The organism is Candidatus Aeolococcus gillhamiae, assembly GCF_016464765.1.
Classification (GTDB): domain Bacteria; phylum Chloroflexota; class Dormibacteria; order Aeolococcales; family Aeolococcaceae; genus Aeolococcus; species Aeolococcus gillhamiae.
The window spans coordinates 18,319-29,679 of the sequence record NZ_JAEKNS010000043.1 but is presented as its reverse complement, the minus strand read 5'-3'; the positions used below and the strand labels follow the sequence as shown (position 1 = coordinate 29,679).

The following is an 11,361-nucleotide window of genomic DNA, read 5'->3' as shown; positions in this document are numbered from 1 at the left end:
GTCATTCTGTCCTGGGCCATCGTGGGTCTCCTGGTTTGGGTAAGAGCTTCCAAGAGAACTCCGCGGTGGCCTTCTTTGTCTACCTCGTCGGCAGGGCCAGAAGGCTCACCCCGGATTTACACCACACTAAGGGACACAACTTCCCGCTGATCACGAAGAGGTCTGCCATGAGCGTCAACCTACCACTCGAGCGAAACTCTCTCCACTGAACCGCCCCGGCTTTGTGGAGACTCGGTTTATTGACTCCCAGCCCAGTCCGCTGGAGCCGGAGCATGTCCGATCAGGAGGCGGAAAATGGGTGTTGCAAATACATGGAGACAAGCAACGTAGCCGGGCCGACACCGCACCACTTGCTTCGCTTCGGGTCGGGCCGTGTCGCCCGCTGCGCGCTCGCGCCCACCCCCGGCCCGGGCCTCTCTGGTCACGGCCGCGTAGCCCGGTCAAGGAGGTGGGATGGTGCCAACTCTGGCCCTTTCTGACCCCCAAGTTGACCCCCACGGGACCGGATGCCGGCGGACTCTGCTGGACGGAAACACGTCAATCGGACCGCTGCCGAGTTCAGGATGGACGCCGGTGGACCCCTGAGGACGTCTCAAACACGAACTGGAAATGCGTGGACGTTGCTGGACGTCCGTGGACGGAGCGGTGCAGGCGGCTCGAACTCGCGGCTCGGCCCGGGCGAGGGATTACTCGCCCGGCTCTGCATGGTTCCAAACGGTCTGTTGCCCAGCGGTGGCGCGGTCTGCGTCGGGCTGCCTGGTACCGACGTATCGTGCACCCCAACGCGCCATGACCAACACGGACCGCAGCTCGCCTGCCGCTGCGGTCGCCGAGTACTGCGTGGCCGGTGGCGTTGCACAGATCACCCTTCGGTCCACGAGGCCGAGCATCTCGAGCCGGTCCAGACGTTTGGCCAGAGTGTTCGGACTGATGCCTGCGAGATACCGACAGAGTTGATTGAAGCCCATCGGCTTCCACAAGATGGCACTCAGAATACGTAGGTTCCATTTCTCCTCGGCGAAGCAGAGACCCGCCTGGGCTGTCGTCAGCGACATGGGGTGGCCGAGCTGTCGGATACCTCGCTAGTTATTTGCGACGGTGCGCATCGAGCTGTGCGGTGGCTGACCCATGTACACCCCGGCATCAAAGCGTTCAGGTCGAGCCTGTCCGGCTCTCCATGACAGGCTCGGCCTGGTCGTCTTGGGGAGGCGCCTGTGAGTCCATCACCCCGGGCGGAGCAATCCCCTCGTCCGGCCGTCGCGACTCCATCACCGGCACCGACTTCGGTCGGCCACCCTCTTCGTGCGACTCCATCACCGGCTCGGGCTCTGGGGTCTCGGCCGCCTCTTCTGGCTGCATCACTGGCTGCGCGCCTGGTCCATCTGCGGGCTCGCGCGACTCCATCACCGGCTCGGGTTCACGGTTCTCGGGCACCTGATCGTCCTCCATGGTGTTTTGCTCCGGGAGCGGGCGACCGCCAAGCGGGTCTCACCCCGAGTTCGATGAGCGAAGCGGAACCAGCGCCGCACACCCTGCGTAGGCGGCGGCAAGCGAAGCGACGCGGATGAACCTCGACAAGGCCGGCCGAGCGGCATTACTGGTCTGCAACCGAACGTTCGCGCGTCGGGCAGCCTGCGCCCCGTCGCGAGCAGCGGCAGCGGCACTGACGAGGTGCCGCCGCTCGGGGACGCCATCGTCGGCTGTGCTGCATTCGTTGATTGCGTTGCTGAGAGTGTCGATCAGGCGGTGCCACGACACTGGGTAGCTGGGTGAGGTGTACTGCCGCCCTTCGCGCTGGTACCCGGTCGAGCTGTCGAGCCGTGCCGCAGCAAAGGCCGTGGCGGCGACCTCGTGAACCATCCGGGTGCGCTCCTCAGGATCGGAACGGCGTGCCGGAGACGCTACGACACTCTCGGCCAAGGAGAGCGCCTTGGCGGCCAGCAGCGCAGCGGCTCCGACCGCTTGCGCATGTTCTGGCGGCGTCTCCGACCGGCACGCTGCCTCTGCGGCATGACTCGACGCCTGCGTTGCCAGAGCGAGGTCGCGCAGCGCCGTGTCGACGGGGTGCTCCGGAAAGGTGCCGCTGACCGGCGCAATCATGCGGATCTTGACCGATGCTCCTTCCCCGCTCTCCTCGATGTGTTGCAGCACATCTCTCGCGACCTGCTTGGCAACGACGGCAGCCGACCACGCGTCGAGGAATGGACTGGTTTGATCACTCATAGCGGTGGCCTTCACGCTTCAGCTCGCGAGCACGGTGACGGTCGGGGAGGCCGTTGAGCTCGGTCAGCACGGTGAGGCTCGCACCTGCCACGAGTGCATACAAGCTCGCGTTCGTCAGGTCGAGAAGGATGTCGACGGCCGGCCAGGCGCGCAGTGGAGGTGTCGCGCCAACCCACGGCAACGTGACCAGCTCCACACCCCAGATGAGCAGAGCCAGAGCTGCCATCGAGCGCATCGTAGGCCGGGAGCAGGGCCCCGGCAGAGCACCCCACACCAGAGCCCACAGGGGACCGTATGTCCAGCGCATCGCGTTGCCGCCAGCACGCGCGAGTCCGACACTCGGTGTCCGAGCGGTGAATTTCAGGATCAGCGCTCTGGCCATCTCGGTGGTGCCAAAGACTGGTGCACGCCCCAGCAGTCGCGCCTGACGCCGCGACCAGAAAGCTTCGGCGACAGTTCCGGCGACGCCGGCGAGGAGGCCGCGCGCATAGGGCGGAGAGAACATTCGGGGTGACCCAGTGCGCTCCAGGCCAGTCGATGTAGGCGCGCTCACGCCGCCCGCAGTCCAGCCAGGAGTCCGTCTACGCCCTGGCGCAGATAGCTCCAGCGCATGCTCCGCGGCGCCGCCGCGGCATGGAGCATCAGCCCATCCACGATGGCGAGGAGGATGCGAGCCAGCGTTTCGGCGGGGACCCCGCCGTCAAATTCACCGGTTCTCATGCCCGCCTCAATGGCCTCGCTCAGCAGACGCCGCCGCCGATCGAGGTGTTCGACGAAGCGTTCGCGAACCGACTTCTCGCAGAACATCTCTGCCCACAGGTCGGCACGAACCTGCATGCGTCCCTTGTCGTCATGGTCGGCGAGCATGGTCTGGGCAAAGAGGCGGAGACGGTCGATGCCCGGCTGGTTCGACATCACCACGGATCGGATGCGTTCCTCGATCGCCGCAGCGTCCTGCTCGAGCAACGCGAAGAGGACGTCATCCTTGCGCTTGAAGTAGAGGTAGAACGACCCCTTGCCGACCGCCGCCTCGGCGCAGACGTCCTCGACGCGGAGGTCGCAATAGCCGGTCCTGGCGACGCAGCGCCAGGCGGCGTCGACGATGCGCTGGCGATGGTTTTCCCTCTGTTCGGGGCTCAGCCTGGGCATCAAGACCTCCTCGTCGCATCCCGCAGAGTGGGCTTGCCGCGGTGGGTACCGATGAGTCATTCTATCTTAAGCGTACGGACCAGTCAGTACCTATCCGCGTGAGCTTACCGGACCCGGGCACCCCCAATGACGAGGAGACGACATGTCCAAGACGGCGGCGGACAACCTCTGCGAACGGCTCCTCGAGTGGGGGATCGACACCGTCTACGGCTTCCCCGGGGACGGCATCAACGGCATCCTCGGGGCACTGCGCCGCCACGAGGAGAAGCTGCGCTTCGTCCAGGTCCGCCACGAGGAGATGGCCGCGTTCATGGCCTGTGCCCACGCCAAGTTCACAGGTAGCGTCGGCGTCTGCATGGCGACCTCCGGACCCGGGGCCATCCACCTCCTCAACGGCCTCTATGACGCCAAGCTCGACCACCAGCCGGTGGTGGCCATCGTGGGCCAGGCCCCGGTCACCGCGCTGGGCTCGGATACCCAGCAGGAGGTGGACCTGCTCAGCCTCTTCAAGGACGTGGCCAGCGCTTACGTGCAGCAAGCCAACGACCCCTCGACGATCCGCCACTGCATCGACAGGGCGCTGCGCATCGCCCAGGCGGAGCGCACCGTGACCTGCGTGATCGTCCCCGCGGATGTCCAGGAGAAGGAGGCCGTACCCCAGCAGCCCGCGGGACTCAAGGCTGTGCACACGGGCGTGGGCTTCATCGAGCAGAACCTCGTCCCGGGCCAGCACCAGTTGCACGCTGCCGCGGACGTGCTCAACGCCGGCAAGCGAGTGGCGATGCTGGTGGGCGCCGGAGCGCTCGATGCCACCGACGAGATCCTCGCGGTGGCCGATACCCTCGGTGCCGGGGTCGCCAAGGCCCTGCTCGGCAAGGCGGCGGTGCCCGACGAGGTGCCGTACTGCACCAACTCCATCGGTCTGCTCGGCACCAAGCCAAGCTGGAACATGATGCAAGACGCCGACACGCTGCTGGTTGTGGGCAGCTCATTCCCCTACAGCAACTTCCTGCCCCCCGTGGGGGAGGCGCGCGGTGTCCAGATCGACGTCTCGGCCCGCATGCTGAGCCTGCGCTATCCGATGGAGGTCAACCTCTGCGGCGACAGCAAGAAGACGCTGGCGGCGCTGCTCCCGCTCTTGCACCGCAAAGAGGATCGCTCCTTCCAGGAGAAGCTCATCGAGGAGATGGCGGACTGGTGGCGGCTCATGGACGACCGGGGCCAGCCCGAGGACCACAACGGTCGGATACGCCCGCAGGCACTGTTCGCCGCGATCTCGCGGAACCTTCCCGACAACGCCATCATCAGCAGCGACTCCGGGTCAGCGGCCAACTGGTTCGCGCGCCACGTGCGCATCCGGCGCGGAATGAAGGCGTCGCTGTCCGGCAACCTGGCCACGATGGTACCGGGGGTGCCGTATGCGATCGCCGCCAAGTTCGCCTTCCCTGACCGGGTATCCGTGGCCATGGTCGGCGACGGGGCCATGCAGATGGGCGGCATGGCCGAGATGCTCACCGCCGCGAAGTACTACACAACCTGGGCGGATCCGCGGCTGGTGGTGCTCGTGCTCAACAACGAGGACCTCAACCAGGTGACCTGGGAGCAGCGGGTCATGGAGGGTGACCCACGCTTCAAAGCGTCGCAGGACATCCCCTATGTGCCCTTCCACGAGTACGCCAGGCTCATTGGCCTCAAAGGAATCCGCGTCGATCGGTCCGCGGACATCGAGGCTGCGGTGCGCGAGGCGTTTGCCGCCGATCGTCCGGTCATCCTCGACGCGCGAACGGATCCCGAGGAAGCGCCTCTGCCTCCCCACATCACCCTCAAACAGGCCAAGGGATTCACCGAGTCGGTCCTCAAGGACCCCGCCGACGGCATCTCCGGGGCCGTCGAGGCGATGCGCGAGAAGCTCGACGAATTCGTCCCGGGTCGCTGACATGCGAGCACCGTGGCGCGTGCATGCGGCCGATCCACCGGAGCACCTCATCGACCGCATGGTGCGCAACGTCGAGCACGGCCGCTTCGAGCGCTCGCTCTCAGGACTGACCGCCTTCGCGGCAGCGGTGACGACCGCGGAGATCTACATCGAGCACTACCGGGCGAGCTTCGGCAACAAGATGATGTGGAGCCCGATCGTGGTGACCCCGCCGGTCATCGTGGCCGGCATTGGCGGCATCTTCAGCCGCAAGTGGGCCAAGACTTGGCTGCCGCTGACCGCCGGCATCTACACCCTCAACGGCGCCCTCGGCGAGTACTACCACGCCCGCGGCGTGGCGCGCCGTCCCGGGGGATGGCGACTCGCCTCCTACAACGTCCCCATGGGTCCGCCGATCGCAGCTCCCGGACTGATGAGCATCGTGGGCGGCATGGGACTCCTCGCCGCGCTGCTGCGCCGGGAGCGCTAGAGGTGCCCGACCTCTCCAGCGCCGGGCACCTTCCCAACCTCCGCGAGGGCGGCCTGCCCCCGGACAAGTCCTGGCTTCCCCGGCAGCGGCGGGGGACGACTCCGCAGATGATCGGCCGCTACCCGGACTACGACGTCTTCGACGCCGCCGACACGTGGGACGCGGCGACCCGGGCGGTCGTCGACAAGCGGATGCGCGTGGGCGGTCGCGAGTACACGTACTTTGCGCCTGCTGAGCAACCAACACTTCGCGCCTTCTGCGACATCTGCCTCGCCCAGGACGCTGAGCCGCGCGTTCCGGTGGCACAGATGGTCGACCAGAAGCTGGCCGAGGGCCGCCTTGACGGCTACCAGTACGCCGACATGCCCGACGATCGGGAGACGTGGCACCTGGTGCTGCGCGGCCTTGACGAGATCGCGATGTCCCGCTACGGCAAGCGGGACTTCGCGGACTGCGAAACGAGCGCGCAGAAGGCGATCGTCGGATTCCTGTCCGAGGGCGAGCTCGGCGGCGGCACCTGGGACTCCTTGAATGTGAAACGCGCGTGGTCGGTGTGCATGCGCATCATCCTCGCCGAGTTCTACTCGCATCCCTGGGCCTGGAACGAGATCGGTTTCGGTGGCCCCGCCTACCCGCGCGGCTTCATGCGGCTCGGGCCGACCTCGGTTCGCGAGCCGTTCGAGAAACCCGGGGCCACCGACGAGGATCCCGTGCGCGTCGATGTCCCGGGCCAGGAATGATGCTGCAGCGCCTGCTCAAGGGTTCGGTGGGCCCGCGGGAGAACGATTCTCGTTTCCTTCTCGACGTGCATCGCCGCGACCTTCCCGGCGAAGACACCATGCGCCGCAACCGCGATGACGACGAGGTCGACCTCTGCATCGTCGGTGCCGGCGCGGGCGGCTCTGTGCTGGCGCAACGGCTGGCCCGGCACGGATGGCGCATCGTCATCATCGAGGCGGGCCCGTTCTGGCACCCCGATGAGGACTGGGTCAGCGACGAGGCCGGGTCGCACCAGCTGTACTGGACGCAGAAGCGGATCATCGGCGGGGCCGACCCCATCGAGCTGGGCAAGAACAACAGCGGGCGGGGGGTGGGCGGGTCGATGGTGCACTACGCGGGCTACACGCCGCGCTTTCACCCGTCTGACTTCGAGACGCTATCGCAGGACGGCGTCGGCGCCGACTGGCCGATCAGCTACTGGGACCTGAAGCCGCACTACGAGCTGGTGGAGCGCGAACTCCCCGTCGCCGGCCAGAACTGGCCGTGGGGCGACCCGCACAGCTATCCCTTCTCGCCGCACCCGGTCAGCGAGTCCGCCCTGCGGCTCTGGGATGGTGCCGAGAAGCTCGGGATCCCGATGCGCGCCGGACCTGTGGGCATCGTCAACGGAACCTTCGGCAACCGGCCCCACTGCATCTATCGCGGCTACTGCCTGCAGGGATGCAAGGTGAACGCCAAGGCGAGTCCGTACGTCACCCACCTCCCCGACGCCTTGGCGCACGGGGTCGAGATCCGCGCCAACAGCATGGCCGTGCGGGTGGAGATCGACGACGCCGGCCGGGCCACTGGCGTCACGTACATGCACGAGAGGGGAGGGGTGGAGCGCCACCAGCGTGCCCGGCTCGTGGCCGTCGCGGGGTACTCCATCGAGACCCCGCGGCTCCTGCTCAATTCGGCGTCCAAGCGATTCCCCAAGGGGCTCTGCAACAACGAGGACCAGGTGGGCCGCTATGTGATGGTGCAGGGTGCCTCGCAGACGGCCGGTCGCTTCCCGCAGGAAGTGCGGATGTACAAGGGACCGCCCCCCGAGGTGTCGTCCGAGCACTACTACGAGACCGACGAGAGCCGCGGCTTTCAGCGCGGCTTCAGCATCCAGACGGTCAGTCCGCTGCCGATCGGCTGGGCCGAGCACGTTCTCGCCGACGGCCACTGGGGCTCGGCGCTGCGTGAGTACATGCGCGATTACAACCACTGGGCAACGGTCGGGGTGCTCAACGAGCTGCTTGCGCAACCGGACAACCGCATCACGCTCGCGTCCGAGACGGACGAGTACGGCATCCCGGTAGCGCGCATGGACTACACGCTGTGCGAGAACGACCGGCGCAACATCGAGTGGTCCACGAGGGTCATCAAGGAGATCCTCACCGCGGCCGGGGCGCAGGACATCCTCACCATCCATCGCTATGCCCACCTCATCGGCGGCTCCCGGATGGGAACGGATCCGGGCAACAGCGTCATCGACGCTGACCAGCGGACGTGGGCCGTGCCCAACCTGCTGGTCGCCGACGGCAGCGCGTGTCCGACACAGGGGAGCGCCAATCCGGCGCTCACCATCATGGCGATGTCCTCCCGGCTCGCCGAGCGATTGATTCGGCGCAAGGTGGACCACGGCAGCAGTTCGGTGAAGACGGCAGCGCTGGCGGGAGGCTCGAGGCGGTGAGCCCCGACACAACGTCGACGGAACGGCAAAAGGAAAGTTCATGAGCAATGGCAATGCCGAGGTGGTGATGGTGACCGGCGCTTCGGGCGGGGTGGGGCGAGCGGTTGCCCACGCCTTCGCCAAGCGAGGTGCAGCGGTGGGCCTGATGGCGCGCGGCGAGCCGGGGCTGCAGGAATGCCGCCGCGAGGTTGAGTCGATGGGTGGCCGTGCGCTGGTCATGCCCGCGGATGTGTCCAAGGCAGACGCGGTGGACGCAGCAGCCAGCGCGCTGGAGGAGGCGTTCGGGCCCATCGACGTCTGGGTGAACGACGCCATGGCGACCGTGTTCGCCCCGTTTATCGAAACCAGCCCCGAGGAGTTCGCCCGCGCCACCGAGGTGACCTACCTCGGCACGGTCTACGGGACCATGGCGGCGCTGCAGCGCATGGTGCCGCGCGACCACGGCACGGTCGTCCAGGTGGGCTCCGCGCTCGCCTACCGGGCGATCCCGCTGCAGGCGGCCTACTGCGGCGCGAAGTTCGGCATTCGCGGCTTCACCGACTCCGTGCGGACGGAGCTGATGCACGACAGGAGCAGGGTCTGGATCACCATGGTCCAGCTGCCCGCGGTGAACACGCCGCAGTTCAACTGGTGCCGGAGCAAGCTGCCGGATCACCCCCAGCCGGTGCCGCCGATCTACCAGCCGGAGGTGCCCGCTGAGACCGTGTACTACGCGGCCCACCACCACCGTCGTGAGATCTACTGCGGCGGCCCGGCGGTGAAGGCGATCATTGGCAACAAGTTCTTTCCAGGCCTCGCCGACCATTACCTGGCGCGGACCGGTTTCTCCGCCCAGCAGATCGCCGGCATGCCCGTCCCCCCGGACCGTCCGAATAATCTCTTCGAGCCCGTCCCCGGCGAGGCCGCGACCCACGGCATGTTCGATGACCGGGCCAAGGCGCGCAGCTACCAGGCGTGGGCGACAACCCATCGCTCCGTCGTCGCCGGGGCCCTCGTCGGCAGCCTCGCCGCGGCCGCCGGGCTGCTCAGACTGATTCGACGATGAGCGTCCGATTCACGGGCGACCTGCTCGGCGTGCGCCAGCGCGACAGCGTCTTCTCCGGCGAGCAGATCCACCTGCGCCGCGACGGCCACCACGCCGTCATCGTCGAGCTATCCGGCGGTGTGCGCGAGTACGAGGTGCGCGGTCGCCGACTCCTCGACGGCTACGGAGAGGACGAGATGTGCAGCGGGGCGCGCGGTCAGCTGCTCGTTCCATGGCCCAATCGTCTGCGCGATGGCCGTTACCGCTTCGACGGCGAGGAGTATCAGGTACCGCTGAGCGAACCGGAGAAGGGCAACGCCATCCACGGCTTCCTGCGCTGGGAGAGCTGGACGGTGGCGGAGCGTGGCGACGACCGCGTGGTCATGGAGCACACCCTGCATCCCCGCGCCGGCTACCCCTTCGCGCTGCACATGTCGGTGGAGTACCAGGTCAGCTGCGACGGACTCTCCGCGCGCGTCACCGCGACCAACCTAGGCAGCCGCCCCTGCCCGTACGGCATGGGTGTGCATCCCTACCTCCGCGTCGACGACGAGTCGCTCGAATTGAGCTGGCTGGAGGCGCCGGGTGCCGTCCGCCTGCTGACCGACGAGCAGGCCATTCCGGTGGGCACCGAAGATGTGGCAGGCACGCCCTACGATTTCCGTACCAGAACGCGCATTCTTGGCACAAAGCTGGACACCGCCTTCACCGAGCTGACTCGCGACGAGCAGGGGCGGGCGTGGGTGCGGCTCTGGCGGGGGCGTGGGGACTACGGCGTCGGCCTCTGGATGGAGCACTACCCCTACTACATGCTCTTCACGGGCGACACGCTGCCCGACCGAGCCCGGCGGCGGCGCTCGGTCGGGGTCGAGCCGATGACCTGCGCCCCCAACGCCTTTGCGTCCGGCCAAGGGCTGGTCACGCTCGCGCCGAGCGAGAGCGTAACCACGAGCTGGGGGATCACCCCCTTGGGCACCCCATGAGCGACGACCTGGCGATCGAATCGGTCGACGTCCGTGTCTACACGGTGCCCACCGAGGAGCCGGAGGCAGACGGTACCCTGGCGTGGGACAGGACCTCGCTCGTCGTTGTCCAGCCGCTGCTGCGCAACGGCGTCCGCGGTCTCGGCTACGCGGTGGCCGACCCGGCCACCGGGCTGCTCGCCCGCGACACACTCGTCGGCGAGGTGCTCGGCCGTGATGTCCACGACACCACCGGGTGCTGGGAGGCGATGGTGCGCCGCATCCGCAACCTGGGGCGGCCGGGGATCGCGTCGATGGCCATCGCCGCGATCGACATCGCGCTCTGGGACACGAAGGCCCGCGCCGTCAGCCTGCCGCTGCACCGCCTGCTCGGGCCGGTGCGCGAGGCGGTACCGATCTACGGCAGCGGTGGATTCACGAGCTATACCGAAGTCGAGCTGTGTGCACAGCTGTCCGGTTGGGTGGAGCAGGGCATCCCGCGGGTGAAGATGAAGATCGGCAAGGATCGCGGCACCTCGTGGACAGAGGACCTCGCACGCGTCCGGGCCGCTCGCGACGCCATCGGCGACAACGTCGAGCTCTTCGTCGACGCCAACGGCGCCTACGACCGCAAGCAGGCGCTCCGCCTCGGCCATATCCTCGCCGAGGAGCTCAACGTGACCTGGTTCGAGGAACCCGTCACCTCCGACGATCTCGTTGGACTCAGCCAGCTGCGCGAGGCACTGCCACTCGAGGTGACCGCCGGCGAGTACGGCTACCACCTCGAATACTTCAGCGCCATGCTGGCGGCGGGATCCGTCGATGTCATGCAGGCCGACATCGGCCGCTGCGCGGGCGTCACCGAGTGGCTGCGCGTGGCCGCGACGACGGCTGCCTACAAGGTTCCCTTCTCCGCGCACTGCGGCCCATCGATTCATGTGCACCCGGCGACGGTGCCGCCGAACCTGCGCCACATCGAGTACTTCCATGACCACGTGCGCGTCGACCACCTCCTCTTCGAGGGTGTGCTGAAACCGGAGGGCGGGGCGCTCCGGCCCGCCGACGACCGACCCGGAATCGGCCTGTCACTCAAGGAGGCCGACGCCGCCCCATTCCGGGTGGCCTGACCCGTGGCTAGGACGGCACACACCCGCGGGG

13 protein-coding genes are annotated in these 11,361 nt (G+C 67.6%); 8 read left to right on the top strand and 5 right to left on the bottom strand.

Annotated features, from left to right (window positions below; all coding sequences use genetic code 11):
• Positions 1-209: hypothetical protein (locus JF886_RS03805; RefSeq protein ID WP_337309772.1), on the top strand; the 209-nt coding region annotated here is incomplete at its 5' end.
• Between the two features lie 477 nt (positions 210-686).
• Here JF886_RS03805 and JF886_RS16755 read toward each other — a convergent pair.
• The 5 genes from JF886_RS16755 to JF886_RS03785 all read right to left on the bottom strand — a co-directional run bounded on the left by JF886_RS16755 (position 687) and on the right by JF886_RS03785 (position 3,372).
• The gene (locus JF886_RS16755) at positions 687-1,055 is read right to left on the bottom strand and encodes a winged helix-turn-helix transcriptional regulator (protein WP_350340567.1); all 369 of its coding nucleotides are present in this window, start codon (positions 1,053-1,055) and stop codon (positions 687-689) included.
• A gap of 97 nt (positions 1,056-1,152) precedes the next feature.
• A complete protein-coding gene (locus tag JF886_RS03800) occupies positions 1,153-1,449 on the bottom strand; it encodes a hypothetical protein (protein WP_337309771.1) in 297 nt (98 codons plus the stop codon).
• A 39-nt stretch (positions 1,450-1,488) separates the two neighbouring features.
• Positions 1,489-2,223 (bottom strand): hypothetical protein, encoded by a 735-nt coding sequence (locus tag JF886_RS03795; protein ID WP_337309769.1) that lies wholly within the window; start codon positions 2,221-2,223, stop codon positions 1,489-1,491.
• On the bottom strand, positions 2,216-2,449 hold the full coding sequence (locus tag JF886_RS03790) for a hypothetical protein (protein ID WP_337309768.1): 234 nt from the start codon (positions 2,447-2,449) through the stop codon (positions 2,216-2,218). Before JF886_RS03790 ends, JF886_RS03795 begins: the two co-directional genes overlap by 8 nt.
• A gap of 323 nt (positions 2,450-2,772) precedes the next feature.
• Positions 2,773-3,372: a TetR/AcrR family transcriptional regulator gene (locus tag JF886_RS03785; protein ID WP_337309766.1), complete on the bottom strand. Its 600-nt coding sequence runs from the start codon at positions 3,370-3,372 to the stop codon at positions 2,773-2,775.
• A 142-nt stretch (positions 3,373-3,514) separates the two neighbouring features.
• On the opposite strand from JF886_RS03785, the gene JF886_RS03780 reads away from it, so the two are divergent.
• Genes JF886_RS03780 through JF886_RS03750 form a run of 7 tightly spaced genes read left to right on the top strand, consistent with a single transcriptional unit; the run spans position 3,515 to position 11,330 of the window.
• Entirely contained in the window at positions 3,515-5,308 is a 1,794-nt protein-coding gene (locus JF886_RS03780; RefSeq protein ID WP_337309763.1) for a thiamine pyrophosphate-requiring protein, read from the top strand.
• Between the two features lie 58 nt (positions 5,309-5,366).
• Positions 5,367-5,777 carry a hypothetical protein gene (locus tag JF886_RS03775; RefSeq protein WP_502711387.1) on the top strand — a complete coding sequence of 137 codons (411 nt, stop codon included), beginning with the start codon at positions 5,367-5,369 and terminating at the stop codon, positions 5,775-5,777.
• Positions 5,778-5,779: 2 nt separating this feature from the next.
• Positions 5,780-6,517, top strand: coding sequence for a gluconate 2-dehydrogenase subunit 3 family protein (locus JF886_RS03770; RefSeq protein WP_337309760.1), 738 nt, complete (start codon positions 5,780-5,782; stop codon positions 6,515-6,517).
• The gene (locus JF886_RS03765; protein WP_337309758.1) at positions 6,514-8,217 is read left to right on the top strand and encodes a GMC family oxidoreductase; all 1,704 of its coding nucleotides are present in this window, start codon (positions 6,514-6,516) and stop codon (positions 8,215-8,217) included. The genes JF886_RS03770 and JF886_RS03765 overlap by 4 nt, the downstream gene beginning before the upstream one ends.
• Before the next feature lie 40 nt (positions 8,218-8,257).
• Positions 8,258-9,262, top strand: a complete 1,005-nt coding sequence (locus JF886_RS03760; RefSeq protein WP_337309756.1) for an SDR family oxidoreductase — start codon at positions 8,258-8,260, stop codon at positions 9,260-9,262.
• A complete protein-coding gene (locus JF886_RS03755; protein ID WP_337309753.1) occupies positions 9,259-10,224 on the top strand; it encodes an aldose 1-epimerase family protein in 966 nt (321 codons plus the stop codon). The genes JF886_RS03760 and JF886_RS03755 overlap by 4 nt, the downstream gene beginning before the upstream one ends.
• Positions 10,221-11,330, top strand: a complete 1,110-nt coding sequence (locus JF886_RS03750) for an enolase C-terminal domain-like protein (RefSeq protein ID WP_337309752.1) — start codon at positions 10,221-10,223, stop codon at positions 11,328-11,330. The genes JF886_RS03755 and JF886_RS03750 overlap by 4 nt, the downstream gene beginning before the upstream one ends.
• Positions 11,331-11,361 lie beyond the last annotated feature (31 nt).

Bases quoted from the DNA above. Each gene is read 5' to 3' on its own strand.
- JF886_RS16755 (WP_350340567.1), bottom strand. From the start codon at position 1,055: ATGTCGCTGACGACAGCCCAGGCGGGTCTCTGCTTCGCCGAGGAGAAA.
- JF886_RS03800 (WP_337309771.1), bottom strand. From the start codon at position 1,449: ATGGAGGACGATCAGGTGCCCGAGAACCGTGAACCCGAGCCGGTGATG.
- JF886_RS03795 (WP_337309769.1), bottom strand. From the start codon at position 2,223: ATGAGTGATCAAACCAGTCCATTCCTCGACGCGTGGTCGGCTGCCGTC.
- JF886_RS03790 (WP_337309768.1), bottom strand. From the start codon at position 2,449: ATGGCAGCTCTGGCTCTGCTCATCTGGGGTGTGGAGCTGGTCACGTTG.
- JF886_RS03785 (WP_337309766.1), bottom strand. From the start codon at position 3,372: ATGCCCAGGCTGAGCCCCGAACAGAGGGAAAACCATCGCCAGCGCATC.
- JF886_RS03780 (WP_337309763.1), top strand. From the start codon at position 3,515: ATGTCCAAGACGGCGGCGGACAACCTCTGCGAACGGCTCCTCGAGTGG.
- JF886_RS03775 (WP_502711387.1), top strand. From the start codon at position 5,367: ATGGTGCGCAACGTCGAGCACGGCCGCTTCGAGCGCTCGCTCTCAGGA.
- JF886_RS03765 (WP_337309758.1), top strand. From the start codon at position 6,514: ATGATGCTGCAGCGCCTGCTCAAGGGTTCGGTGGGCCCGCGGGAGAAC.
- JF886_RS03760 (WP_337309756.1), top strand. From the start codon at position 8,258: ATGAGCAATGGCAATGCCGAGGTGGTGATGGTGACCGGCGCTTCGGGC.
- JF886_RS03755 (WP_337309753.1), top strand. From the start codon at position 9,259: ATGAGCGTCCGATTCACGGGCGACCTGCTCGGCGTGCGCCAGCGCGAC.
- JF886_RS03750 (WP_337309752.1), top strand. From the start codon at position 10,221: ATGAGCGACGACCTGGCGATCGAATCGGTCGACGTCCGTGTCTACACG.